We start from the raw sequence: 24,195 nt of genomic DNA, 5'->3' as shown, positions 1-24,195 counted from the left end.
GACAAGACCAAACGGATTATCGGACCGTCGTGGGGGTTGCTGCCTGTGAAGCCTGGGTCGGCATGCGTCCCACGCTGAGCGCGCCCGGATCGTCCGCGGACGGCCGGACCACGGCCGCATTGTTGGCGTTGTTGGCGCCGAGCTTGGGCAGGTCCACGGGGCGGGCGGCCACTGCCTCGAAGGGGCCGCCGCCGGCGGACGGCACGCCTTCCAGCGTCAGGCCGCGGGTCCAGTTGCCTTCGTGGCGCGACAGTACTTCGTAGCGCTGCGGGCCGCCGGTGGCGCGGGCCACAATGTAAAGCGTGCCATTGACCAGATTGATCGCAGGCGGCGATGCGGCTTCGGCGTCCAGTTTGGCCGGCCTGCCGTGCTCCACCAGCCAGAGCTGTCCTCCGGCGCGTTCCAGCAGCGCGACCATGACATTGCCCGTGGCGTCGGCGCTGATGGCGGGGCGGCCGATGTAGGGCACGCCCATGTCGGTCGGCGCGCTCCAGTCCATATTGAGGTCGGTGGTATCGCCGGTTTCCATCAGGCGGGTCAGATGGTTGTTGCCGCGCTGCCGGAAGTACAGTTCGACGCGGTTTTCGTGGTTGCGGATCGCTGCCAGCCCGCCGGCGGCCTGGGGGGCGGGCACGCGGCGCCAGTCCTGCCATTCGGGAAGCTGGCCTTTGGCCGCCGGCAACTGGCGGGTGTAGTGGAGTTCGCCGTTCCCCGTGACGGCGAAGATGACGTAGCGTCCGTCACCGCCCAGCGCAGCAGCCGGGGAGCCGGTCACGCCTTCAAGCGGCGGCAGGTCCTGCCAGGTGCTCCAGCTGCCGTCGACGCCGGACGGCGTGATCCAGTGCAGCAGCCCGTCGTAGCCCAGCGCCACGGCGGCGGCTTCGCCACGCGGCGCCACCGCAGGTATCTGGGTCACGCGCAGGCCGCCCAGGGCCTGCCAGCCTTGCCAGGTGCCGTCGTGGCGTTGTTTGTTGGCCCATACGCCGCCCAGCGGGTCGCGAGCCATCAGCCCGGCCGTGCCGTCGGCATGCGTGAACGAGACCAGGGGGCCGCTGGTGCGGCCGCCCAGGCTTTGCCAGCGGCGCTGGCCGGCATCCCAGCGGTTGACGGCGCCGTTGGTCTCGCCGGCCGCAAACACCACCAGGCCGCCGCGCCCGTCCGGGTAGAGCTGCGGCGCAATGTCCTGGCGCGATACGTAATAGGCGCGCTGCACCCAGGCGGCCGCCGGGCCGGCGGGTTCCTTGCAACCGGTGGGGCCCGCGCAATAGTGATAGTCGTTCCAGGCATAGTGCTGGAAGATCAGCGACTTGTTGGCGATCTCGGCTTCGGTCAGGTTGGTGGCGCGTTCCTGGCTGGGGTAGTCGACATAGCCCATCTCGGCGTAGTTGCCGGGCGCGCGCAACATGGCCTCGCGCGCCAGCCGCGCGCTGGCGATGTGGTCGGGATGCCCGTGACCGGCGCAGCGCCAGCACAATTGCGTGTAGGGGACGGCGATCGTGTCGTCGAGGTGGCGCACCGTGGTCGGGGCATACTGGCGGATCAGGTCGGCCAGCGTGTCGATCAGCTGCTCGCGCGTATAGGACTCGGCATAAGGACCGAGTGTGTCGACGTTCTGTCCGGGTTCGGATTCGGTGCGGCTCAGCGGCGTCAGGCTGCCCCAGCCCTTGCCCAGCCAGGGGTCCTTCAGGCGCATGTGCCAAAGCTGCACGCGCGGGTTGCCCTTCAGGGTGAAGCGCGCGATGCGGCGTCCGCCCGCCGTGCCGGCGTCTTCCTTCCATTCATCGGGCTGGTGCGCCATATAGGCATAGGCCGCGCGCACGCCGCGCTCGCGTCCCAGCATGTAGCCGTCGCCTTCGCCGGCATCGCTGGCAGTCAGATACACCAGGCGCACGCAACCGCCCGCCTCGATGTTGGAAGCGATGTCGGGGTTCATGAACAGCAGGTCGTCGTCCAGATGGGCAACGAAAGCCAGATCCTTGATGCCGTGGCATTGCGCCAGCGTTGGCGGCGCGGCGAACGCATGGGCGTAGAGGAGGGTGGCGAAGGCACAAAATAGCGCCCGGCCAACGGGGCGCAGCATGGACGACAAGACGGACATAACGGGGCGCAGCAGAAAAGGCGCGGCGCGTAAAGGGTATTGAGTTAAGTCCAGTATAGCGGCGGGGGATTGCAATAAATGGGGGCGGTAGAGGCCCCGCCTGTGGCGCGGTCGGCCCCTGGCGCTAGCGGCCCTGCGTGGCTGCGGCCTTATCGCCCTGGTATGGGCTGAGATCCAGCCCGGCGCTGGCCAGCAGCCAGTCGCGCAAGCGCTCGTGCGCGCCATCGGGCCGGGCCGCAGCCTTGCGCAGGCACAGGCTGAATGCCGCGCCGCTTTCTACGAAGTCCAAGGGGGCGGCCAGCCTGCCGCGATGCAGCTCGGACTCCACCAGCACCGCGGGCGCGATGGCCATGCCCAGGCCGGCGGCGGCGGCTTCCAGCATGTGGCCCAGATGGTCGAATTCGCGCCCCGGCTGTCGCGGGGCCAGCGCGATGCCCTGGAGCGCTGCCCAATCCTTCCAGGCGTCGGGCCGTGAACTGGTGTGCAGCAGCGGCGCGTCCAGCACATCGGCAGGGCTGCGGATACGCGCAGCCAGGGCCGGCGTGCAGACCGGGCCTATCGTCTCGGCGAAAAGCGGAGTCACATCCCACGTTTGCGGCCATGTGCGTCCGGCCAGGATCAGGGCGTCCACGCGCTGCGTGTTCAGCAAGGCGGGATCCGCCGCCGTCTGCAGCCTGACGCGGATGGCCGGATGCAGGGCTTCGAAACGTTCGAGCCTCGGGATCAGCCAATTGGAGAGAAAACTGGCCGGTGCTCCCACCGTCAGTTCCGCCGGCTGCGTGCTGCGCTTGAGTTCGTCGCACCGTCGCTCCAGCAGATCGAAGGCATCGTGGGCCGCCTGTTGCAGCCTCAAGCCGGCCGCCGTCAGCTGGACGCGTGCGGCGCGGCGCTCGAAAAGCGCGCAGCCCAGCCATTCTTCCAATTGCCGGATCTGCTGGCTGACAGCGCTGTGGGTCACGCACAGTTCCTTCGCCGCCAGCGTGAAACTCGCTTGGCGGGCCGCGCTATCGAAGAATCGCAGGGCATTGAGGGAGGGTAGGCGTCTCATGAAATCTGTTAGTTCAACTTACATGGATAATTAATAAATCATTGATTCAAATAAATTTTCCATGAAGATAGCATAAGGAAAAATCCTTACCACCTGTTCATGGAACCTTAGCCCATGCCATCCTCCATCCATCCGGCCGCGCCCGACAGCCATGGCCAATTCGGCCCCTACGGCGGGCGCTACATGCCCGAAACGCTGGTCCCCGCCCTGGACGAGCTTGAACGCGAGTTCAAGGCAGCGCTGGCCGACGAGGACTTCTGGCATAGCTATCGCGGCATGCTGGCCGACTATGTGGGCCGGCCGAGCCCGCTGTTCCTGGCTCGCGGCGTGTCAGAGGAGCTTGGGGGCGCGCAGGTATATCTGAAGCGCGAAGACCTGAACCATACCGGCGCGCATAAGATCAACAACTGCCTGGGGCAGATCCTGCTGGCTCGCCGCATGGGCAAGCGCCGCATCATCGCCGAGACGGGCGCGGGACAGCATGGCGTGGCGACGGCGACGGTCTGCGCCTTGTTCGGCCTGGAGTGCGTGGTGTACATGGGCGCCGAAGACATGGCGCGCCAGTCCGTCAACGTGCGGCGCATGCATATGCTGGGCGCAGAGGTGCGCGCCGTGCATGCCGGCACCGCCACGCTGAAGGACGCGATGAACGAGGCGCTGCGCGATTGGATTGCGAATCCCGCCGCTACCTACTACCTGTTGGGCACGGGGGCTGGCCCGCACCCCTATCCTTGGCTGGTGCGCGAATTCCAGAAGGTCATCGGCGTGGAGACGCGCCAGCAGATCGCCGCCAAGACCGGCCGTATGCCCGACGCCATGGTGGCCTGCGTGGGCGGCGGCTCCAACGCGATGGGGTTCTTCTATCCCTTCCTTGAACTGGCGGACGTGCGCCTGTACGGCGTCGAAGCCGGCGGTCTGGGCCTGGCCAGCGGGGCGCACGCCGCCAGCATCAGCGCGGGCCACGAAGGCGTGCTGCACGGCTGCCGCAGCTATTACCTGCAGGATGACGACGGCCAGATCGTGAACGCGCATTCGATTTCGGCCGGACTCGACTATCCCGGCGTCGGCCCCGAACACGCCCTGTTGCATGATCGTGGGCGCGTGGACTATGTGTCCGTCACGGACGCGGAAGCCGTGGCGGCCTTTCATTGGCTGACGGGCAGGGAGGGCATCCTGCCGGCGCTGGAAAGCGCGCATGCGTTGGCCTATATGCGCAAGCTGGCGCCGCAGATGGCGCGCAACGAGATTCTTGTCGTGTGCCTCAGCGGACGCGGCGACAAGGACATGGACACGGTTACGCAATTTGGCGAGGTGGCGGCATGACTCGGTTGGACCAAACCCTTGCGGCGCTGCGCCAATCCGGACGCAGCGGCCTGGTCACTTATTTTGCCGCGGGCGATCCCGATCCAGGCGCCTGCCTGGAACTGCTGCGCGGTTTGCGCGCGGCGGGCGCCGACATGATCGAACTCGGCATGCCGTTCAGCGATCCGGTCGCCGACGGCCCCGTCCTGCAGCAGGCAAACGTGCGCGCGTTGGCGGGCGGCCAGACCTTGAAGCGCACGCTGGCCCTGGTGCGCGAGTTTCGCGAGACGGACGCGCACACGCCGGTGGTGCTGATGGGCTACCTGAACCCCATTCTGCGTCATGGCGTGGCGCCCTTCATCGAAGACGCCGCCGCCGCGGGTGTGGACGGCCTGATCATCATCGATCTGCCGATCGAGCATGCCGGCGATATCGCCCGGCAAGCGCGCGCGCACGGCATCCATCTCATCCGCATGTCCGCGCCGACTTCGGAGGATGCCCGGCTGGCCGCATTGCTGCACGACGCCAGCGGTTTTGTTTATCACATCATGCTGGCCGGGACGACGGGCGCGGATCTGCCGGACGAGCGCCGCATCGCGCAGGACCTGGATCGCTTGCGCTCGCAGACCCGGCTGCCCCTGGCCGCCGGGTTTGGCGTGCGCTCGCCCGACGAAGCCCGGCTTGTCGCCCGATACGCCGATCTGGTGGTTGTCGGTTCACGGCTGGCGCAGGTGTTGGCCGAACGCGGCGTGGCTGGCGCACTGGAAGAAGTAAGGGGGTTGGCGGCCGCGCTGCGGCATTGAGGCAACTCGTTACTTCAGTTGCGACTTGCCTCGAATCGCCTTTCCTCCGTGGGATATCATCAAGTGGCCGCGCCTCTCCGGGAGTCGCGCATGCGCGACCACCTCTGTTCCACAAAATAGGAAAGGCCGTGACATCCGAGTCAAGTCTGGAATTCTTGCCCGAGCGCGGAGAAATGGCGCAGCGGCTGCGCGAACTGGACTGGAGCAAGACCCCGCTGGGCGAGCCCGGCACCTGGCCGCAGAACCTGCGCACGGCGCTGAGCCTGTGCCTGAGTTCGCGCTTCCCCATCCTGATCTGGTGGGGAGCGGACTTCCGTATCCTCTACAACGACGCCTACATCCCCTTTCTGGGCGCCCACAAGCACCCGGCCGCGCTGATGCAGCCAGGGCAGGTCTGCTGGAGCGAAATCTGGGGCTCCATCGGCCCCATGCTGGAAGGGGTATACCAGTGCGGCCAGGCAACGTGGTCGCACGACGCGCAGTATTTTTTCGATCGTGATCTCCCGCGCGAAGAAGTCTATGTCACGTTTACTTATGGTCCCATCCTGGCCGCGGACGGCGTAACGGTGGAGGGCGTGTTCTGCCCCTGCACCGAAACAACTGAAAAGATCGTCAGCGCAAGACGGCTGGAAATACTGCGCAAGCTTGGCGCGCAGCCTCTGCGCGCGCACGGCCTCAAGGCGCCTGCCGAAGGCCTGTGCGCGGTGATGTCGGAGAGCCGGATGGACGTGCCGTTCTGCCTCATCTACCGCTGCGGCGACGGCGGGACGGAATTGCTCGCGTCCACGGGCGTGGACGCTCCGGCGGCGATGGCGCCCGCAGCCTGGCCGCTGGACGCGGTGGCGCAGGCGGCCCTGCCGCAGACCATCGCGCTGGCGCCGCTGGGGCTTGCACTGCCTGGCGGCCCCTGGGACGATCCGGCACAGTGGGCACGCGTGGTGCCCATGCGCTGGACCGCTGACGGATCCGTGTCGGGCATCATGGTGTTGGGCGTGAGCTCGCGGCGTCCGCTGGACGACGCCTACCGCGATTTTCTCGATCTGGTCGCGCACCACGCCGCCAGCACGATCGCCAACGCTGCGGCCTATGAGCAGGAGAGCCGGCGGGCCGAGGCCCTGGCAGAGCTGGATCAGGCCAAGACGACTTTTTTTTCCAATGTCAGCCACGAATTCCGCACGCCCTTGACCTTGATCCTGGGGCCGCTGGAACAGGCGCTGGGCGAACAGGGCGGGCCACTGGACCGGGGTGCGTTGCAGATGCTGCATCGCAATGCGCTGCGGCTGCAGAAGCTGGTCAATTCCCTCCTCGACTTTTCGCGTATCGAGGGGGGCGCCATCGCGGCGCGCGCAAGTCCCACCGATCTGGTCCGTGCAACGATGGAACATGCCAGCGCGTTTCGTTCCATGATCGAGGCTGCCGGACTGACGCTGCGCGTGCAGTGTGACGAACTGCGGGATGCGGTGTGGCTGGATCGCGACCTGTACGAAAAAATCCTGCTGAACCTGCTGTCCAACGCGTTCAAGTACACCCTGCAAGGGTCCATCGAGGTCATCCTGTCCGATCGCGGTTCCAGTGTGGCGCTGTCGGTGCGCGACACCGGCATCGGCATTGCGAGCGAGGAGCGGCCCAGGATTTTTGAACGCTTCCATCGCGTCGAAAGCGCGGCCGCAAGAACCCACGAAGGCACGGGAATAGGATTGGCGCTGGTCCGCGAGCTGGTCACGCTGCTGGGCGGTTCGATTTCCGTCGAAAGCCAGCCAGGCGTGGGCAGCACATTCAACGTTACGCTGCCCAAGGGCGGCAAGCCCATGACGCCGGCCGTGGCGGTGGCGTCGTTGGAGGCAACGACGGCGGGCGCAGGCGCGCCCTATCTGCAGGAAGCGGCGCGCTGGACGGCAGCGCCCGCGGAGGCGCCGCCGTCCAGCGCGGCAGAAAGCGGACGGCCAGTCGTGCTGTGTGCGGATGACAACGCCGATATGCGCGATTACCTACACGGCCTGCTGTCGTCCAAGTATGCGCTGCGGCTTGCGGGCGACGGCGCATCCGCGCTGCGGAGCGCGCGCCAGGAACCGCCCGACCTGGTGATTTCCGACGTGATGATGCCGGGCATGGACGGGCTGAGCCTATTGCAGGCCCTGCGCAGTGACGAGCGCACGCGCGCGATTCCGGTGATCCTGCTGTCGGCGCGCGCCGGCGAAGAGGCCCGCGTGGAAGGCATGCAGGCGGGCGCCGACGACTATCTGATCAAGCCCTTTGCCGCGCGCGAGCTGCAGGCGCGCGTCGATGCGCACTTGCGCCTTGCGATGCTGCGGCGTCAGGCCTATGCGGCGCTCAGGGCCAACGAACGGCGGCTCAGGGCGATTATCGATCAGTTGCCTGTGGGCGTGGGCGTCTGCGACGCCAGCGGCGAGTGGATACTGGCCAATGCGCTCATGGAACGCTGCGCGCCTCATGCCGTGCCCTCGGCGCGTCCCGAACTGGCTGCGCGCTGGAGCGGCTGGGACGAACACGGCGACCCCGTACCGCCCGAGAACTGGCCCGGCAAGCGCGCACTGCGCGGCGAAATGGTGATGCCGGGCACGGAAATGCAGTACCTGGCCGAGGATGGGCAGGAACGCTGGATGCGCGTCAGCGCCGCACCCTTGCGCACCGAGAATGGCGAGCTGGTCGGCGCGTGCACCGTCGTGCAGGACATTACCGAGTTGATGCGCGCGGAACAGGAACTGCGCCTCGCGCATCGCCGCAAGGACGAATTCCTGGCCATGCTGGCGCACGAACTGCGCAATCCGCTTGCACCGCTGCACAACGGCTTGCACATGCTGCGGCTCTCCGGCGCCGGCGATGAGCGGACACGCCGTGTTCACGACATGTTGGCTCGCCAGGTCAGCCACATGGCGCGCCTGGTGGACGACCTGCTGGATATCTCCCGGATCACCAAGGGCAAGATCCTGCTGCGCAAGGCTCCGGTGGATCTGGGCGAAGTGCTGCGCCATGCCCTGGAGGCCAGCCGGGAATCGGTCGAGGCCGAGGGGCACACACTGCGCGTCGATCTGCCCGAAGAGCCATTGATGGTAGAGGCCGATGCCGTGCGGCTGGCGCAGGTGGTTTCCAATCTATTGAACAATGCCGTCAAGTACACCGATCGGGGCGGAGAGATTTGCGTCCGCGCCAGCCGGGAGGCCGACGGCAATCTGCTCATGTCGGTGCGGGACAACGGCCGTGGCATTCCCGCCGACATGCTGGCCTCGGTGTTCGAGCCTTTCACGCAAGTCGATCGCGTGCAGGGAGAAGGCGGATTGGGCCTCGGCCTGACGTTGGTCCGCCGCCTGGTCGAACTGCATGGGGGCGGGGTGGAGGCACGCAGCCCGGGCCCGGGTGCCGGGTCTGAATTCCTGGTGCATTTGCCGGCCATGGGCGCGGCTGCGGCGACACTGCCACGCACGGTCCAGGCGTCGCCAGCCCGCTCGCTGGGCCGCATCCTCGTGGTCGATGACAGTCCCGACTCGGGAGACACCACCGCCATGGTGCTGCAAGCGCTGGGCGCCGACGTCCGCAGCGTGGGCGACGGACCTGCCGCGTTGGCCATGCTGGACGGTTTCAGGCCCGATGTCATGCTGGTGGATATCGGCATGCCGGGCATGGACGGCTACGAGGTCGCGCGCCGGGTGCGGGCCGGCCCGCTGGCCGCCGACATTGTGCTGATTGCCATGACGGGATGGGGGCAGGAGGAAGACCTGCGCCGGTCACGCGATGCAGGCTTCGATCACCATTTGGTCAAGCCCATGGATTTCGACCGACTGGAAAGCCTGTTGAACGACCTGCCGCGCAGACGCGCCGAAGCGGGTTGAGGGCCGGCCGTGATGGCACATTGGGACGTTATTGCATCGCCGATTGCGGAGCGTTGCCGCCTGACGCGCCGCGGCCGCCCGGCCTGCCATAGAACAAGCGCGCGCACAGGAAAGCGCTCACCGCGCCGGGCGCGGCGCCCACGGTCAGGGGGAAGCCCAGTTCCTCCTGCCATGGTCTGTTGTGGGAAATGAAACCGACCAGGAAAACGAAGCCATAGACGGCGCCGACCAGCGCCATCCCGGCGCAGGCGCGCCAGGACGGATGCGCCGGCCGCAGCGCGCCGGCCACGACCCCGCACAGCAATGCGGGTACAAAGCCGAAAATGTAGAACCAGGGCAAGGCGTAGACCAGCATGAGCAGGGTCTCGGGATCACGGGTTGCGGCGGTCAGGCCCATGACCACGCCTGCGCCGCCGATAGGAGGCGCGGCCACGCCGTAGAGCGCGCCGCCCGCGACCAGATCGCTGCCGAGGCGCCGGCCGGCTGTGTCTATCGCGCGCTGCCGCTTCCCGCGGTAGGCGATGGCGGCGAAAACGCCTGATAGCAGAATGCCGGCCGAGATGTATGGGGTCATCGCGTTTTGCAGGATGTGGGCGGGAATGGCAGCGCCAGTTGCCCCTGGAGGAGCAAGCCGGCGCAACAGGCCTGATGATACCGTGGCGGCCGGCCGGGCTTGTCCGCGCGCGCGGCGCCCATGGCGGTCGCAGGGTCATCCTGCAGCGGCGCAGCACTCAAGTCTTGCCGTTGTCGGCGCGGGCGTCAGAGCCCGTGGCATTGTCGCCGAGGGCGCTTGCCAGCGCGGCATCGGCCTCGCCCGCCTCGCGCTGCTCCTCCGTGCGCCGCATCAGCCGCCTGCTAACCATGGCGGCGACGAAGGCATTGCGCTGGGCCGCGTCGTAGCCAGGGTGGCTGAGCTCGCGGACATACTCATTGATGACGGGTTTCATGGATGTTCTCTCAGCTTGGTGCCAGGCAAGGGCCGGGCATGTGGGGTTGCTTCGGCGCGGACCGCTTGCAGCAGGCGCGTCATGGTGACTTCGGCGCCGGGGGCGGCGGCCGGGAATGCGCGGCGCCAGATGCGCGCGCGGGGATCCGGCGCGGCAGCCGGAAACACGACAACAAGGCGTAGCCGCCGCAGGAACGTGCTGTCCACGTTGGACTTAAGGCCCGCGGCCCCGGACGCCTGGCCGAGGTACGGTGCTATGGGTTGGAGCAGGTAGCTGACCTCGATGTTTGCGTAGCGGTCATGGCTGTCCCTGACGTTCGTGCGTTTGCCGAAGAGCGCGTCGGCTTCGTCAAACAGCAAGATGGCGCCGGCTTGCTCCACGGACTCGAACAGGCGGTTCAGGTTCTTTTCGGTTTCCCCGATGTACTTGCCGATGATGCGAGAAAGGTCGACGCGATGCAGCGTCAGCCCGGTTTCGCGCGCCAGCGCCTCGGCGCCTGCGGATGCCTGTGCCAGTGCGTGGGAACGGCTCTCGCTACCGGTGTCCCACAGCGCCAGAATCCGCGGTTCGGCGGGCACGTTCATGGCTGCGATCCTTCAGTCCGTCCCGCTCGTTGCTGCACGCGGATGACGACGAACTCGGCCGGCCTGAGCGGGGCAAAGCCCACCAGGATGTTGACGACGCCATGATCGATGTCATGTTGCGTGGTGGTCTCCGCGTCGCACTTGACCAGATAGGCGTCGCGCGGCGTGCCGCCCTGGAATGCGCCCTGGCGGAACAATGCGTTCATGAAGGCGCCGACGTTCAGCCTGATCTGCGCCCAGAGCGGTTCGTCATTGGGTTCGAAGGCGGCCCACCGCGTGCCGCGATAGAGCGATTCTTCCAGATGGAGCGCCAGGCGGCGCACCGGCACGTACTTGTATTCCGAAGCGAAGTGGTCCATGCCTTGGAGGGTCCGCGCACCCCAGCAGACCGTGCCGCGTCCGGGGAACGTGCGTAGGCAATTGACACCCAGGGTATTCAGGTTGCGGCTCTCGTCGTCGCTGACCGTGACGGCCAGGGACAGCACCCCGGCAAGACTGGCGTCAATGCCGGCCGGCGCTTTCCAGACGCCGCGATTGCCATCGGTGCGCGCGTACAGGCCGGCGATTGCGCCGCAGGGCGGTGTCAATCGGCGCTGGCCGATGTGCAGGGGATCGGTCGCCTGAATCCAGGGGAAATATACGGCGGCCTGATCGGACCTGGGTAGCGCCGAACCCATGACGGCGGTGGCCATGGCCGCGGCGTCGACCGCCTGTGGCGGTGCATCGATGATCATGAAGGCGCGCCGCTTCTTGCAGTAGGACACGGCATCGGCAAGCACGCCGGCGTGCGTGATGCCAGGCAGGCATAGCAGGTTGAAGGGATGGGCTTCGTCCAGTGCATGGAGGCCCAGGCGCTGCGCAGGTTGGCCGATGAAGGCCGCGTGCGCGTCCTGTGCGCCGTTCAGCCCAGGCGGGGCCACGCGCACCACGCAGGCCTCGGCGCCGCCGTTGAGGAAAAACTGGAGCACCGCATAGCCGAGGTCACAATCCTCGGCCAGCCCGCCGAACTCGCGTTCGTAGCTGGCAAAATCCAGGATCCGGACCGGTCGGTTGAGCGGTCCGCGCATGGCCGTGCCCAGGAATGCGGCTACCGACGTGGGCCCGCCGGCAATGGTCTGCGCGCCAGTGGGCGTTTCCTGGATATACACCCCTGGATGATTCAGGGCAGGCGCCATGAACTGCTCCTTTCCACGGCTACTAGGCGACGTGTGCTTGCAGCAGGAGAGTCTTCGAGAGACGGCCAGAGCGCCTCGGGCAAGGGTCCGGGCGTAGGCGCAACGCGCGGGAGTGCCGGCGTGTGGCGGGCGTTGCGCCGCGCTTCTAGTTGGATTGCAGCGGAAAGGCAATCGGGCAAAAGTAGCAGCCCTGGTGAGATGTTTTATAGAAGGTCTGATAAAAGCGGGCAATAGCTTTTCAGCGGTGTTAACGTTCTGTTGCTTATTCAGAAGCCGGCGCATGCAGGACGCCTCGCAGAGAGGCCGGCTGACGCATGGCCCGCAGCGGCGGCGCTGCGGGAAATCAGAGTGGCCAAGGGCCCGACTGGCGGCTGCGGCCCGCAACGAGGAGCGCGAGATGTATAGCCTGACCCGACTGTGGCGCGTGCATGGATCCCCGACAACGCCGTTCGTGTCCGCGAGTCCGCCGGGGCGTCTTTCACGCCTCGCCCTCGCATTGGCCGTGGCTGGCGTGGCTGCCGGCGCGAGCCTGATGCCCGGCGGCGTGGCACTGGCCCAAGGGCAGGGACAGACCCCGACGCAATCGGCGTCCACCCAATCCGACGCCCAGGAGGAGGCCGCACGTTCGCTGCAGTGGCCGCGCAGCTTCGAGGCTGCCGACGGCACGCGGGTGGAGCTCTATCAGCCCCAGATCGATACCTGGAGTGCCGACCGTATTTCGGGCCGGATGGCGGTGGCAGTCGGCGCCGCCAAGGGTAGCCCGACCTATGGCGTGGCCGATTTTTCCGCGCGGGCCGAGGTCAATAAGCCTGCCGGGCTGGTGCACCTGTCGGACTTCCGGATTGAGCGCGTGCAGGTTCCCACGGCGCCGCAGGAAGCCGCCAGGCTGCGCAGCCAGCTCGAAGCCCGCCTGCCCGCCAAGGGAGTGGTCACGAAGCTTGATGCGCTGCAGCTAAGCTACACCCTGTCCCAGAACAATCCGGCCACGAAGACGGTTCCGGTGGACAACGCGCCGCCGCGCATCGTCTATCGCACGGTGCCCACCGTCCTGGTGCTGATCGACGGCGAGCCCGTGCTGGCCGAGGTGCCCGAGGCCGCGGGCTGGCGCCGGGTGGTCAATACGCGCGCACTGATGCTGGCCAACGGCGCGGACCGCTATTTCCTCGAAGCGGCCGGGCATTGGTACGAAGCGGGCGGCGTCAACGGTCCGTGGACGGACCTGCCGCAGCCGCCCACGGCGTTGCTTGCGGCCGCTGACGCCGCGCGCCGCAAGGCTGCGCCCGATCCGATGCTGCCGCATGGCGGAAAGCCGCCGCATCGCGCGCCGGCCATCGCGGTGTCGACCGTGCCCGCCGAGTTGCTGGTGACCGTGGGCCAGCCCGAAATGCGGCCCGTGCCGGGTACTTCGCTGCTGTCGGTGGCCAACGCCGACCACGCCCTGTTCATGAATCCGGGCGACAACCGCTATTACCTGTTGGTGTCCGGCCGCTGGTTCCGCGGCGCCAGCCTGGACGGCCCCTGGTCCTATGTGCCGGGCAAGCAGTTGCCGCGTGACTTCGCGCGGATTCCGGCCCAGGATCCGCAATCGGGTGTGCTGGCATCGGTGCCGGGCACGCCGCAAGCCAAAGAGGCGCTCATCGCCTCGACCATTCCGCAGACCGCCACCGTGTCTCGCAGCGCGGCGAAGCTGCAGGTCGAGTATGCCGGCGGTTCGCCGACGCTGCGGCCCATCCCGGGCACGGCGCTTTACTACGCGGCCAACTCGCCGGTGCCGGTGATCCAGGCCGAAGGACGCTACTACGCCTTGTCGCGCGCGGTGTGGTTCGTGGCGGACTCTCCGATGGGCCCCTGGCGCGTGGCCGATCATGTGCCGGCCGCCATCTACGCGATACCGGTCAGTTCCCCCTTGCACTACGTCACCTATGTGCAGGTATACGGCTCCACCCCGCAAAGCGTGGTGTTCGGCTATACGCCTGGCTACATGGGCGTGGTGGCCAGTCCCGACGGCACGGTGGTGTACGGCACGGGTTATGCGTATCCGCCGGTCATCGTGCAGGACACGTGGGTAGGCTATCCGCCCAGCTACGGTTACGACGCGGCCTTCGCCACCGCGACCGGCTTCGCTTTTGGCTTTGTCGCCGGCGAAACCTGGGGCGGCGCGGCTCCCTACTGGGGGCCGTATTGGGGCGCGCCCTATTGGGGCGGGGTCAACGTGAACCAGGTGGACGTCTATGGCGCCTGGGGCGGTTCCGGCGTGGTCACGCACGCGGCCGGCTGGAATGGCTGGACGGGCACTGAATGGCAGGGGACCCACGCCGAGGGCTACAACCCGCAGACCGGCGCGGCCTTCGAAGGCACGCGCGGCGCGGCCTACAACGAGTACACCGGCAATGCGGCCGCGGGCAGGCGCGATGCCTACACCAATCCGGTGACGGGGGCTTCCGGCGCCGGCCGCGCGGGAGTGGTCGCCAACGACGATGGCCAATGGGCCGCCGGCCGCCAGGATGTGCGTACGAATACAAACACCGGCCGCACGACTATCTCTTCCGCCACGGCGACCGGTACGGCTGGCGAGGGGACCAGCAGCGTGGACCGCCGCGGCGCCACCTATAACCGCAACACGGACAGCGGCATGGCGTGGAACAACGGCAACGTATACGCCGATCGCAATGGCAACGTCTATGAGCACACGGACAACGGCTGGCAGCAACACACCAGCTCGGGCTGGCAAGCGGTGCAGCCTGGCGCGCAGTCGGGTGGCAACTATCTGAACGGCCAGCGCCAGGCGCGCGACTATTCCGGCGAGCGCATGGGTGGCGCGGAGGGCGGCGGCTGGCAAGACCGTGGCATGCAAGGCGGAGGCTGGCAGGGCGGTGGGTGGCGGGACCGTGGGATGGGCGGCGCCGAAGGCGGCGGCTGGCAGGGGCGCGGCATGGGCGGCCGGGGAGGCTGGGGTGGCGGCTTCGGCGGCTTCCATGGGGGCGGCTTCCGCCGCTGACGCAGATACCTTGGACCGGCGCACGGCAGGGCGCGGGAGATGAATGGCCTCAGGGCCATCCCGCGAATTTGCGTAGCCCCGCCGCCGCGGACTAGACTGGCCGCTTCCCTTCCTTATCATTCACGCATTCCGCCATGGCGCTGCATAGCTGGCTTATCTATCTGGTCGCGGTCATCGGCCTGTCGGTGACTCCGGGACCGAATACCCTGCTCGCCCTTACGCACGGCGCGCTGCACGGGCATCGCAAGGCGTTGTGCACCATCGCTGGCGGCGCGGTCGGTTTTGTCGCGTTGATCGCTTTGTCGATGCTGGGCATTAGCGCCTTGCTCAAGGCCTGGGGGCCTGCATTGACAGTGCTGAAGTGGGCGGGGGGCGCCTATCTGATCTGGCTGGGCATCCAGCTCTGGCGCGCGCCAGGCGTGCAGTTGCAGCCCGCGCCCGACATGCCGCGCGCACGTGGCATGCGCATGTTCAGCCAAGGGCTCCTGTCCGCCATCTCCAATCCCAAGGCGCTGCTGTTCTACGGTGCGTTCCTGCCGCAGTTCATCGATCCGACCCGTAGTCTCTACACGCAGTTCGCGATCATGGCCGCCACTTTCGTGGTGGTCGAGTTCCTGGTCGAGTATGTGCTGGCGCGGCTGGCGCATCGTGTGCGTCCCTGGCTGGAGCGCGCAGGCCGGCGCTTCAACAAAGTATGCGGCGGCCTGTTCGCTGCCATGGGCGCGGCGCTGCCAGGATCCTGACCCTGGGCTGCTCATAGGGCGCGCTATTTCTGCGCGGCAACGCTAGTCGCTCGCTAGCCACCGCCCGGACGCCGGATCGACGTCCACGCGTCTTCCGTCCATCCGTACCTGCTCCTCGTCCAGCCGTGCCGCGGTCGCCGGATCGATGTCGAAGGCGATGCCGAGCGCGCCGGCGACGCGCGCGTCGTCGATAGGCAGTTCCCAGGTCAGGAAGAGCTGCGCCAGATCGAGGCCGCCCGCGAAATCGGCCTCGTGAAAGCCCGTGCCACGGCGCGGGATGACGCCATGGGGCTGGCCGGTATCGAAGATGATGGCGGTGCCGCGCTGCAGCGGAATGCGCAGGCCGGTGCCTGGGAAGTGCACGTCCAGGCCCCGGTCTTCGCTCAAGAACAGGTTGCAGAAGGCGGCGCAGCCATATTGCGCGCCGTCATGGTGGTAGCGGGCGCCGAGGCAGGCCATGAGGGCAGTGTCGGCGGTATCCAGCACGCCGGGCAACCCCAGTGTTCGCGTCCACTGGCGCATGGCTTGCAGGCACAGGCCGTACTCGGGCCAGCGTGCCTGCGTGCGCGCCAAGGGCATCTGTTCCACGTCGCCGGGTTCGAGGAACAGGCGTGTCGCCATCTCCCGGTCCCAGTCGGCGAGCACACGGGGGGGCGGCGCGGGCAGGTCCAAGGTGGTGCTTAGCACGGCGCCGCTGACGCTGCGGCTGCGCAGGGTATTGCCGCTCCAGTAGTAGGACGCCAGTCGGTCGGGCATGCAAGGCGGCGGGGCGGGGCTCATGGGGGAAGGCTGCGGGGAAAATGGTAGGGTGCGACGCGGGAGACCGCATGACTACCGGTGCGATGAGGGTATGCGTCATGATAGGCGGCGCTGCGATTGAGAAGTCGCCGCGGTCGATGCCGGCCACGCTGCGTTCGGCGCCGCCCTATCGTACCCAAGCCAGGCGGGCTTCAGTATTTATTCCATTCCAGACTTATTTCATGAAAATTACTCGTTTGTTGTGATGAAACCTCGCCCTTAGCATCGGTAGCCATAACCCTAGCTGGAGTTTCCATGACTGCGCCTATCCCTGCCTTCGCCCATGCCCTCGTGACCCGTGACGAGCGCGGTGTCTACACCCTGCAGATCCACGATGCCAAGAGCCTGAACATCCTGGCCTCGACGGTCACGCTGAGCCTGACCGAGGCCGCGCGCTGGGTCGCGGCCCAGGACGATGCTCGCGCGGTCGTTATCCGTGGTTCGGGCGAGCGCGCCTTCGTGGGCGGCGCCAACATCTATGAAATGGTCGAACTCGAGCCTCAGGGGGCGCGCGAATTCATCACCCGACTGCGCGATCTGTGCGACGCGGTCGCCGCAATTCCTGTTCCGACCATCGCCCGTATTCCGGGCTTCTGCCTGGGGGCCGGCATGGAACTGGCTGCGGCTTGCGACATCCGCCTGGGGTCGGCGGACGCCGTGTTCGGCATGCCCGAGGTGCGTGTGGGCATCCCATCGGTGATCCATGCCGTGCTGCTCCCGGCGATCATCGGCCCCGGTCCCACCAACTGGCTGCTGCTCACCGGGGAGACCGTGGATGCGGCGCAGGCTCGCCAGTGGGGCTTCCTGGAGTTCGTCAGCGAGACCGGGGCGCTCGACGCGCTGGTCGAACGCACGGTGGCGCCCATCGCGGAAAGCGGCCCGATCGCCGTGCGCTCGCAGAAGGCGTTGCTGCGCTACTGGAGCGAATCCACGGTCGAAGCCGGCCTGGACCGCAGCGTGGCGGCATTCGGTGAAGCCTTCACTACCGACGAGCCGCGCCGCTACATGGCGCCCTTCGTCAACCGCAAGAAGCACCAGGAGGCCAAGTAATGGCTGGCCCGCTCGCGGGCGTGCGCGTCATCGACATGACCTCGGTGGCCATGGGGCCGTATGGCACGCAGATCCTGGCCGACATGGGGGCGGAGGTCATTAAAGTGGAATCGCCCGAAGGCGACGTGTTCCGCACTTCGGCCCCGGCGATGAGTCCGGGCATGGGGCCGGCCTATCTGAACCTCAACCGCAACAAGTACAGCGTGACGCTGGATGCGAAAACGCCGGCCGACCGTGACAGCCTGCTGCGCTTGATCGACGGGGCCGACGTGTTCGTATCCAACGTGCGTCCCGCGGCCCTGGCGCGGCTGGGCCTGGACGCCGCCACGCTGCGCGCGCGCAACCCGCGCCTGATCCATTGCTCCGCAGTGGGCTTCGGCCAGGACGGCCCGTATGCGGCGCGCCCGGCCTTTGACGACATCATCCAGGCCATGAGCGGCCTGGCCGACCTGCAGGGCCGCAACAGCGGCGCGCCAGCGTACGTGAACACCATCCTCGCCGACAAGGTCGCGGGGTTGACGCTGGCCTACGCCATTCCCATGGCGCTTTACGAGCGCGAGCGTTCGGGAGAGGGGCAGGCCGTCGAAGTCCCCATGTTCGAAACCCTGGTTTCCTTCACCCTGGTCGAGCACATGAGCGGCCACAGTTTCGTGCCGCCGCTGGGGCCCATGGGCTACAGCCGCGTGTTGTCGCCGCAACGGCGTCCCTACCGCACCCGCGATGGCTATCTGGCCTTGCTGCCTTACACCGACGCGCAGTGGGGGCGCTTTTTCGCCCTGGCCCAACGCGACGACCTGGCGGTGGACCCGCGCTACGTCGACGCAACGGCGCGCGCCCGGCATTTCGACGAGCTCTACCAGGACCTGGCCGATATCGTCGCGTTGCGGGGCACCGAAGAGTGGCTGGCGCTGCTGGTCGATGCCGACATCCCGCATTCGCGCGTCAACACGCCGGAAGCCCTGTTCGATGATCCGCACCTGCGGGCGACGGGGTTCTTCCAGCCCGTGGAGCATCCGACCGAAGGGCCGCTGATGGCAGCAGGCATTCCGGTGCGCTTCTCGCGCACGCCCGGAGAGATCAAGCGCCAGGCGCCGCGTCAGGACGCCGATCGCGATATGCTCAAGCCTGCGCGCTGAGGCCGGCATGGCCGGCGGCGCCTGGCGGCGACTTCGACCATGAACATCACTCTCAAGCAATTGCGCGTATTTTGCGCGCTCTACGAACTGCGCAGTTTCACGGCGGCCGCGCGCGCGGCCTTCGTGACCCAATCGGCCGTCAGCAAGCTCTGCGCGGAACTCGAGGCCGAGGTCGGCCAGCCGCTGTTCGAACGCTCCACCCGCAGTGTCACGCCTTGCGACGGCGCGGCGGATTTCTACGCCTACGCCCAGGAAATCCTGGGGACCGTGCGCGCGGCCGAGCGCAGCATGTCGGGCCTGCGCACGCTGGAACGCGGCACGGTGGGCGTGGCGACGTCGCCCCTGATGATGGTCGGCCTGCTGGGCGACGTGGTGGCCGACTATCACCGCGCCCATCCCAGCGTGAAGCTGGACCTGTTCGAGCTCTCCACCGACGACACCATCGAACACGTGCGCAACGGCCGCGCCGATTTCGGCATTGTTTCGGTTGAAACCCCTTCGGAAGAATTGGCCACGCGTGTCATCTACTGCGACACCATGTATGCGGTGTGCGCGCCACGCCACGCCCTGACGCGCAAGCGTTCCGTGTCGTGGGCCGACGTGGCCGCCCACGACCACATCATGCTGCGCAACGTGTACAGCGTGCGGCGCAGCCTGGACCGCGTGGCGGCCGACCTGAACCTGGAATTCCGCTACCGTATCGAAGCCGGCATGCTGACCTCGGCGCTGAAGCTGGTCGGCGCGGGCCTGGGCATCACGGTGGTGCCCGGGTATGCCTGCGACTTGGCGCGGCAGCTGGGCCTGCGCATCTTGGCCATCGACGGCGCGCGCAAGCACGGGCACGAACTCTGGCTCATCCAGCGCCGCAACGCGCGGCTGTCGCTGGCGGCATCGGCCTTTCTGCAGGCCACCGAGGATTATCTGCGGCAGCGCCAAGCCGAAGGTAATTAATCCCAGTTTGGAATAAGTCTATGAAAATTAGTCCCTTGTTGGGATAAGCGGGTCGCAAGCATCATACGGTCAGAGTTCAAGAGGCCGACCCGCGGCCCCTCACAGGAGACAAGCATGATTCGACCGTTTGGCGTACGCCGCCGCCTGCTGGCCGCCGGCAGCCTCACCGTCCTGACTGCGCTGGCTGGCGGCCTGCCGTCCGCGGCGTTGGCTCAGGGCGCATATCCCGACAAGCCCATCACCATCGTCGTGCCGTTCTCGCCAGGCAGCGCAACCGATACCAGCGCGCGCATCATCGCCGAAAAGCTCGGGCCCCGCCTGAACGTGCCGGTGGTTATCGAGAACAAGCCCGGCGCGTCCGGCACCATCGGGTCCTCGTTCGTGGCACGCGCCCAGCCCGATGGCTATACGCTCATCCTCACCAGCAGCTCGACGCACTCGGCCACGCCGGCGCTGTTCCGGAAGCTGCCGTTCGACCCCACGGGCGATTTCACCCACGTGGTCCGTATCGCCACCATTCCGATGATGCTGGTGGTGCGCGAGGACGCGCCCTACAAATCGCTGCAGGAACTCGTCAAGGCCACCCAGGCCAAGCCCTTGAACTACGCATACGGCTCGCCCACCAGCCAGATCGCGGGCGCCACATTCAACACCGTGGCGGGCGCCGCCGCCAACGGCGTGCCCTACAAGAGCCAGCCTCCCGCCGTGACCGACCTGCTGGGCGGGCACGTCGACTACCTGTTTGCGGACTTGTCCGTCGTCACGTCCTTTATGCAAGCAGGCAAACTGCGTGGCCTGGCCTACACCGGCCACGAGCGCGCCAAGGAATTCCCGAACGTGCCGACGCTGGCCGAGCTGGGCTACCAGAAGTTCGACCTGGTCGTGTGGGTCGGCGTGGCGGTACCGGCCAAGACGCCCGATGCCATCGCGCAGAAGCTGAATCAGGAAGTCACAGCCATCCTGCGCGAGCCGGATGTCTTGCAGCGCTTTGAATCCCTGGGCATGCAGGTCTCGCCCAACACGCTGGCCGAGCACCAGGCCTTTGCGCAATCGCAGCGCCAGGTCTGGACCCAGCGCGCGGTCGACGCGAAGATCGAACCGCAGTAAGCGGCAAGGACGCAGCAGGAAATAAGCAGGGCGCCAGCGGGGCGCCCTTTTTTTTGGTGAAAGGCGGTCCAGGCCGCTCCGCGAGGCCGAGATGACCGCCCCTTGGCCGTCGTCCGTGCCTGCCGCGGGCAAAACGAATAAAGTGCCAGATAGCGTCCGCGCAGCCGCCGCGGACAATCATCAAGACTGGGAGACAACATGGATACGGTAGGCAAGACGGGCGCCAGCGTGCGCGAACGGGTCAGCGCAACAGAGTGGGAGGTGCGCAAGGATCTGGCAGCGCTATACCGCCTGGTGGCGCTGTTTGGCTGGGATGACCTGATCTTCACCCACATCACGGCCAAGGTGCCGGGGACCGAACACTTCCTGATCAACCCCTACGGCATGATGTTCGACGAGATCACGGCGTCCAGCCTGGTCAAGATCGACCTGGACGGCCGCAAGGTCATGGAGTCCGAGTACGACATCAACCCGGCCGGCTTCACCATCCACAGCTGTATCCACGCTGCGCGCAAGGACGCGATGTGCGTGTTGCACACGCATTCCATCAATGGCGTGGCGGTGTCTGCGCAGAAGGCGGGGCTGTTGCCGCTGTCGCAGTTCGCGTTCATCGTGTTGCGTTCGCTCAGCTACCACGATTACGAGGGGCTGGCGCTCAATCCCGAGGAGCAGCCGCGACTGGTGCGGGACTTGGGAAGCAACACCTATCTCATCCTGCGCAACCACGGCCTGCTGACCGTGGGGCAGAGCATGGCCGAAGCGTTCCAGGCCATGCACCGGCTGGAAGCCGCCTGCATGGTGCAGGTGCGGGCGCAGGCCGGCGGCGAGCTGACCTACATTCCGCCCGACATCCTGAAGAATGCGACGGTTGAGTCGCAGGCCGACCGCGCGCACAAAGCCATGCTGGCCTGGCCAGGTCTGCTGCGCCGCCTGGATCGCCGCAACCCCGGCTACGCGGAGTAGCCGGGCGCGGGCCCCGTTGCGCGGGGCCCGCGTAACCCCATCAATACTTGCCCATGTAATCGCGCTTGCCGATTTCCACGCCGTTGTGGCGCAGGATGTCGTAGGCCGTGGTCACATGGAAGAAAAACTGCGGCAGGCCATAGTGCAGCAGATAGGCGCTGCCGTTCAGCTTCTTTTCCTTCGGCGTGCCGGGACGCAGCACGATTTCCCGGGCTTCGCTCTGCTCGAATTGTTCGGGACCAAACGAGGCGAGATGCTCCAGCGTTTTGGCGATCAGGGCTTGCAAACCGGCGAAGCTGGCTTCGCTGTCCGGCCAGGACGGCACTTCTGCGCCAGCCAGGCGCGAGGCGATGCCACGGGCAAAATCCGACGCGATCTGCACTTGGCGCGACAAGGGGAACATGTCGGGAAACAGGCGCGCACCCAGGTAGGCTTGCGGATCGATGCTCTTTTCCGTGGCGTGGGTTTCGGCTTTCTTCAGCACGTCGGACAGGGCCGACAGCATTTGCGTCAGGACGGGTACGGAGGCGCTGTGCATGAAACTGCTCATTTCGTGTCTCGCTTGAGAGTGGACGCTGGCGCGGGAGGCGCCAGCAGGCTTGCGAAGACTACCAGTTGCCGGCCTCGGCATCCGTAACGCGATTTGAGGGCTGCGTCATCATGACATCATGATGTTATGATGACTTATGCAAAATGACGCCGAACATGCTCCTCTTTACGCCCGGGTGGAAGCGGCGCTGGCCGCGGAAATCGCGGCCGGCATCCTGCCGGCCGGCAGCCAGTTGCCCACGGAAGACCGGCTGATCGAACGCTTTACCGTCAGCCGCACCACGGTGCGCAAGGCGGTGGAAAACCTGGTTGCCCGCGGCCTGGTCGAAATCCGGCGCGGGAAGGGCACGTTCGTTACGGAACCCAAGCTGACCCAGGCGCTGACGTCGCTGAGCGGGTTCGTCGAAGACATGACCGAGCTTGGCCGCCACGCGACGGCGCGCCTGCTGGACAAGCGGCCGGTGCCTGCCACCGAGGACGTGGCGCGCCAGCTGGACGTGGCGCGCGGTGCGCTGGTCTACCGCATTGAGCGCGTGCGCCTGGCCGATGGCGTGGCCATGTCGTTCGATGAAACCTATTTGCCGCTGGACATCGGCGAAAAGGTCGCCAGCAATGACCTGGAAGCCGAACCCATCTTCGACCTGCTGGAACTGCGCTACGACCTCCCGCTGATCGAGGCCCAGTACCAGCTCGAAGCCGTGACGGCGGACGAGCGCGTGGCGAGAGCCTTGGGGGTCGAGCCCGGCAGCCCCATCTTTCTTATCGAGCGCACCTCTTACAGCGAGGGACAGCGCCCCGTCGACTATGAAAAGCTGTACTACCGCGGTGACCTGATCCGGTTCACCACTCGCCTGTCCCGGCTGCCGCGCAAGCGGGATTGAGCTGGCGGCCATGGAGACATCGACGATCTTCTGGCTGTTCGCCGCCGCCTTTGGCGCCAGCGCGCTGGGCGGCGTGCTCGGGATGGCCAGCGGCATTTTCATCGTGCCCATCCTGACGCTGTTGTTCGGCGTGGATATCCACGTGGCCATCGGCGCCAGCATCATTTCGGTGATCGCCTGTTCCTGCGGCAGCGCTGCGCCGTTCCTGAAGGGGCGCCTGACCAACGTCAGGCTGGCCATCGTCCTGGAGACCGCCACCACGCTGGGCGCGTTGACGGGCGTGTTCCTCATCGGCGTGGTCTCCACGAGTTTCCTGTATGGCTTATTTGCCGCCATCCTGGCCGTGTCCGCGCGGCAGATGCTGGCGCGTCGCCGCGAGGCGCCGGCAGCCGTGTCCGACGCCCGTGGCTGGGCCACGGCGCTACGTTTGCATTCCAGTTTTCCCGACCCCGCGCTGGGGCGCGAGGTGCACTACCGGGTGGGCCGCGTGCCGCTGGGCCTGTCATTGATGTACGGCGCCGGCCTGATCTCCGCCTTGCTCGGCATCGGTTCGGGCGTGCTGAAGATTCCCGCCATGGACGCCGCGTTGCGGCTGCCTATCAAAGTCTCGTCGGCCACGTCCAACTTCATGATCGGGGTCACGGCCGCGGCAAGCGCGGGCGCCTACTTCGTGCGCGGCGACATCGACATCGGCATCGCGGGTCCTGTTGCCTTGGGCTCGGTCGCGGGCGCGCTGCTCGGCGCCCGCCTGCTGATGGGCTTGCCCGCGGACAAGCTGCGCCTCTTCTTCGTGATCGTGCTGTCCCTGCTGGCGGTGCAAATGCTCCTGAGCGCGCTGGGCGTGCAGTTTCCGGGAGGCCCGGCATGACGCGCGCGGCGGACAACCCGGGACGGCGCGACCGCATCATCGCGGCGCTGCTGTGGTACGGCACCTGGATCGCCTCGGCCCTTATCGCCGCGGGCATGGCGTTCGAGTTCGCCCGGCCAGGGGAGGTCGGCTTGCCCGGGCCCGGCTTCGGGCTCGAGCTGGTCAAGGCCGGGGTGGCCCTCTTCATCCTGTTGCCGGTGGCGCGGGTGGGGTTGATGCTGGCGATCTTCCTGCGCGAACGCGACTACGCCTACGCCGTGATCTCGGGACTGGTGCTGCTCATCATCGCGGCGGGCATCGTGTCCGGACTGAGCTAGGGGCGGCGGCTTTCCTATAATCGGAGCAT

At 67.1% G+C, this 24,195-nt stretch carries 21 protein-coding genes; 13 read left to right on the top strand and 8 right to left on the bottom strand.

Annotated elements, in window-relative coordinates; genetic code table 11:
- Window positions 1-16 precede the first annotated feature (16 nt).
- Complete coding sequence (locus CEY08_RS19685) at window positions 17-2,098, bottom strand: DUF8189 domain-containing protein (protein WP_063962262.1); 2,082 nt, start codon at window positions 2,096-2,098, stop codon at window positions 17-19.
- 124 nt (window positions 2,099-2,222) lie between these two features.
- A complete protein-coding gene (locus CEY08_RS19680; RefSeq protein WP_076815302.1) occupies window positions 2,223-3,146 on the bottom strand; it encodes a LysR substrate-binding domain-containing protein in 924 nt (307 codons plus the stop codon).
- Between the two features lie 114 nt (window positions 3,147-3,260).
- Here CEY08_RS19680 and trpB point away from each other — a divergent pair, with 114 nt between their 5' ends.
- From trpB to CEY08_RS19665, 3 genes are all read left to right on the top strand, one after another.
- A complete protein-coding gene (trpB, locus tag CEY08_RS19675; protein ID WP_088607768.1) occupies window positions 3,261-4,469 on the top strand; it encodes a tryptophan synthase subunit beta in 1,209 nt (402 codons plus the stop codon).
- Window positions 4,466-5,251, top strand: a complete 786-nt coding sequence (gene trpA, locus CEY08_RS19670) for a tryptophan synthase subunit alpha (protein ID WP_042794978.1) — start codon at window positions 4,466-4,468, stop codon at window positions 5,249-5,251. The genes trpB and trpA overlap by 4 nt, the downstream gene beginning before the upstream one ends.
- A 128-nt stretch (window positions 5,252-5,379) precedes the next feature.
- Entirely contained in the window at window positions 5,380-9,099 is a 3,720-nt protein-coding gene (locus tag CEY08_RS19665) for an ATP-binding protein (RefSeq protein ID WP_232033802.1), read from the top strand.
- Window positions 9,100-9,127: 28 nt separating this feature from the next.
- On the opposite strand, the gene CEY08_RS19660 is transcribed toward CEY08_RS19665, so the two are convergent.
- From CEY08_RS19660 to CEY08_RS19645, 4 genes are all read right to left on the bottom strand, one after another.
- Window positions 9,128-9,673: a hypothetical protein gene (locus CEY08_RS19660; protein WP_088607767.1), complete on the bottom strand. Its 546-nt coding sequence runs from the start codon at window positions 9,671-9,673 to the stop codon at window positions 9,128-9,130.
- Window positions 9,674-9,830: 157 nt separating this feature from the next.
- Window positions 9,831-10,046 carry a hypothetical protein gene (locus CEY08_RS19655; RefSeq protein ID WP_042794975.1) on the bottom strand — a complete coding sequence of 72 codons (216 nt, stop codon included), beginning with the start codon at window positions 10,044-10,046 and terminating at the stop codon, window positions 9,831-9,833.
- Complete coding sequence (locus CEY08_RS19650) at window positions 10,043-10,630, bottom strand: AAA family ATPase (RefSeq protein WP_088607766.1); 588 nt, start codon at window positions 10,628-10,630, stop codon at window positions 10,043-10,045. The genes CEY08_RS19655 and CEY08_RS19650 overlap by 4 nt, the downstream gene beginning before the upstream one ends.
- The gene (locus tag CEY08_RS19645) at window positions 10,627-11,805 is read right to left on the bottom strand and encodes a phage tail sheath family protein (RefSeq protein WP_076815293.1); all 1,179 of its coding nucleotides are present in this window, start codon (window positions 11,803-11,805) and stop codon (window positions 10,627-10,629) included. The genes CEY08_RS19650 and CEY08_RS19645 overlap by 4 nt, the downstream gene beginning before the upstream one ends.
- Before the next feature lie 397 nt (window positions 11,806-12,202).
- Here CEY08_RS19645 and CEY08_RS19640 point away from each other — a divergent pair, with 397 nt between their 5' ends.
- Entirely contained in the window at window positions 12,203-14,803 is a 2,601-nt protein-coding gene (locus CEY08_RS19640; protein ID WP_076815291.1) for a carbohydrate-binding family V/XII, read from the top strand.
- Between the two features lie 134 nt (window positions 14,804-14,937).
- Window positions 14,938-15,546 carry a LysE family translocator gene (locus tag CEY08_RS19635; protein WP_063960232.1) on the top strand — a complete coding sequence of 203 codons (609 nt, stop codon included), beginning with the start codon at window positions 14,938-14,940 and terminating at the stop codon, window positions 15,544-15,546.
- 42 nt (window positions 15,547-15,588) lie between these two features.
- On the opposite strand, the gene CEY08_RS19630 is transcribed toward CEY08_RS19635, so the two are convergent.
- On the bottom strand, window positions 15,589-16,302 hold the full coding sequence (locus CEY08_RS19630; protein ID WP_232033803.1) for a hypothetical protein: 714 nt from the start codon (window positions 16,300-16,302) through the stop codon (window positions 15,589-15,591).
- 297 nt (window positions 16,303-16,599) lie between these two features.
- Between CEY08_RS19630 and CEY08_RS19625 the strand changes: the two genes are divergently transcribed.
- From CEY08_RS19625 to CEY08_RS19605, 5 genes are all read left to right on the top strand, one after another.
- The gene (locus CEY08_RS19625) at window positions 16,600-17,394 is read left to right on the top strand and encodes an enoyl-CoA hydratase (RefSeq protein WP_076815287.1); all 795 of its coding nucleotides are present in this window, start codon (window positions 16,600-16,602) and stop codon (window positions 17,392-17,394) included.
- A complete protein-coding gene (locus CEY08_RS19620; RefSeq protein WP_076815285.1) occupies window positions 17,394-18,530 on the top strand; it encodes a CaiB/BaiF CoA transferase family protein in 1,137 nt (378 codons plus the stop codon). Before CEY08_RS19625 ends, CEY08_RS19620 begins: the two co-directional genes overlap by 1 nt.
- A 39-nt stretch (window positions 18,531-18,569) precedes the next feature.
- The gene (locus CEY08_RS19615; protein WP_076815283.1) at window positions 18,570-19,481 is read left to right on the top strand and encodes a LysR family transcriptional regulator; all 912 of its coding nucleotides are present in this window, start codon (window positions 18,570-18,572) and stop codon (window positions 19,479-19,481) included.
- Window positions 19,482-19,595: 114 nt separating this feature from the next.
- Window positions 19,596-20,588 carry a Bug family tripartite tricarboxylate transporter substrate binding protein gene (locus CEY08_RS19610; protein WP_063640177.1) on the top strand — a complete coding sequence of 331 codons (993 nt, stop codon included), beginning with the start codon at window positions 19,596-19,598 and terminating at the stop codon, window positions 20,586-20,588.
- A gap of 198 nt (window positions 20,589-20,786) precedes the next feature.
- Window positions 20,787-21,551, top strand: a complete 765-nt coding sequence (locus tag CEY08_RS19605; protein WP_042794959.1) for a class II aldolase/adducin family protein — start codon at window positions 20,787-20,789, stop codon at window positions 21,549-21,551.
- Window positions 21,552-21,591: 40 nt separating this feature from the next.
- Here the strand turns inward: CEY08_RS19605 and CEY08_RS19600 are convergent, their stop codons facing one another.
- Window positions 21,592-22,101, bottom strand: a complete 510-nt coding sequence (locus CEY08_RS19600; RefSeq protein WP_042794958.1) for a DUF1993 domain-containing protein — start codon at window positions 22,099-22,101, stop codon at window positions 21,592-21,594.
- A gap of 136 nt (window positions 22,102-22,237) precedes the next feature.
- On the opposite strand from CEY08_RS19600, the gene CEY08_RS19595 reads away from it, so the two are divergent.
- The 3 genes from CEY08_RS19595 to CEY08_RS19585 are packed head-to-tail and all read left to right on the top strand — an operon-like array spanning window position 22,238 to window position 24,166.
- Window positions 22,238-22,981: a GntR family transcriptional regulator gene (locus CEY08_RS19595; RefSeq protein ID WP_076815281.1), complete on the top strand. Its 744-nt coding sequence runs from the start codon at window positions 22,238-22,240 to the stop codon at window positions 22,979-22,981.
- Window positions 22,982-22,991: 10 nt separating this feature from the next.
- Window positions 22,992-23,849: a sulfite exporter TauE/SafE family protein gene (locus CEY08_RS19590; protein ID WP_042794956.1), complete on the top strand. Its 858-nt coding sequence runs from the start codon at window positions 22,992-22,994 to the stop codon at window positions 23,847-23,849.
- A complete protein-coding gene (locus CEY08_RS19585) occupies window positions 23,846-24,166 on the top strand; it encodes a DUF1634 domain-containing protein (RefSeq protein ID WP_076815279.1) in 321 nt (106 codons plus the stop codon). Before CEY08_RS19590 ends, CEY08_RS19585 begins: the two co-directional genes overlap by 4 nt.
- Window positions 24,167-24,195 lie beyond the last annotated feature (29 nt).

This window comes from Achromobacter insolitus (genome assembly GCF_002209555.1).
Classification (GTDB): Bacteria; Pseudomonadota; Gammaproteobacteria; order Burkholderiales; family Burkholderiaceae_B; genus Achromobacter; species Achromobacter insolitus.
This window is presented reverse-complemented; position numbering and strand designations above follow the sequence as displayed.

Excerpts from the sequence above, each read along its gene's own strand:
- CEY08_RS19685 (WP_063962262.1), bottom strand. The coding sequence starts at position 2,098 with ATGTCCGTCTTGTCGTCCATGCTGCGCCCCGTTGGCCGGGCGCTATTT.
- CEY08_RS19680 (WP_076815302.1), bottom strand. The coding sequence starts at position 3,146 with ATGAGACGCCTACCCTCCCTCAATGCCCTGCGATTCTTCGATAGCGCG.
- trpB (WP_088607768.1), top strand. The coding sequence starts at position 3,261 with ATGCCATCCTCCATCCATCCGGCCGCGCCCGACAGCCATGGCCAATTC.
- trpA (WP_042794978.1), top strand. The coding sequence starts at position 4,466 with ATGACTCGGTTGGACCAAACCCTTGCGGCGCTGCGCCAATCCGGACGC.
- CEY08_RS19660 (WP_088607767.1), bottom strand. The coding sequence starts at position 9,673 with ATGACCCCATACATCTCGGCCGGCATTCTGCTATCAGGCGTTTTCGCC.
- CEY08_RS19655 (WP_042794975.1), bottom strand. The coding sequence starts at position 10,046 with ATGAAACCCGTCATCAATGAGTATGTCCGCGAGCTCAGCCACCCTGGC.
- CEY08_RS19650 (WP_088607766.1), bottom strand. The coding sequence starts at position 10,630 with ATGAACGTGCCCGCCGAACCGCGGATTCTGGCGCTGTGGGACACCGGT.
- CEY08_RS19645 (WP_076815293.1), bottom strand. The coding sequence starts at position 11,805 with ATGGCGCCTGCCCTGAATCATCCAGGGGTGTATATCCAGGAAACGCCC.
- CEY08_RS19640 (WP_076815291.1), top strand. The coding sequence starts at position 12,203 with ATGTATAGCCTGACCCGACTGTGGCGCGTGCATGGATCCCCGACAACG.
- CEY08_RS19635 (WP_063960232.1), top strand. The coding sequence starts at position 14,938 with ATGGCGCTGCATAGCTGGCTTATCTATCTGGTCGCGGTCATCGGCCTG.
- CEY08_RS19630 (WP_232033803.1), bottom strand. The coding sequence starts at position 16,302 with ATGCCCGACCGACTGGCGTCCTACTACTGGAGCGGCAATACCCTGCGC.
- CEY08_RS19625 (WP_076815287.1), top strand. The coding sequence starts at position 16,600 with ATGACTGCGCCTATCCCTGCCTTCGCCCATGCCCTCGTGACCCGTGAC.
- CEY08_RS19620 (WP_076815285.1), top strand. The coding sequence starts at position 17,394 with ATGGCTGGCCCGCTCGCGGGCGTGCGCGTCATCGACATGACCTCGGTG.
- CEY08_RS19615 (WP_076815283.1), top strand. The coding sequence starts at position 18,570 with ATGAACATCACTCTCAAGCAATTGCGCGTATTTTGCGCGCTCTACGAA.
- CEY08_RS19610 (WP_063640177.1), top strand. The coding sequence starts at position 19,596 with ATGATTCGACCGTTTGGCGTACGCCGCCGCCTGCTGGCCGCCGGCAGC.
- CEY08_RS19605 (WP_042794959.1), top strand. The coding sequence starts at position 20,787 with ATGGATACGGTAGGCAAGACGGGCGCCAGCGTGCGCGAACGGGTCAGC.
- CEY08_RS19600 (WP_042794958.1), bottom strand. The coding sequence starts at position 22,101 with ATGAGCAGTTTCATGCACAGCGCCTCCGTACCCGTCCTGACGCAAATG.
- CEY08_RS19595 (WP_076815281.1), top strand. The coding sequence starts at position 22,238 with ATGCAAAATGACGCCGAACATGCTCCTCTTTACGCCCGGGTGGAAGCG.
- CEY08_RS19590 (WP_042794956.1), top strand. The coding sequence starts at position 22,992 with ATGGAGACATCGACGATCTTCTGGCTGTTCGCCGCCGCCTTTGGCGCC.
- CEY08_RS19585 (WP_076815279.1), top strand. The coding sequence starts at position 23,846 with ATGACGCGCGCGGCGGACAACCCGGGACGGCGCGACCGCATCATCGCG.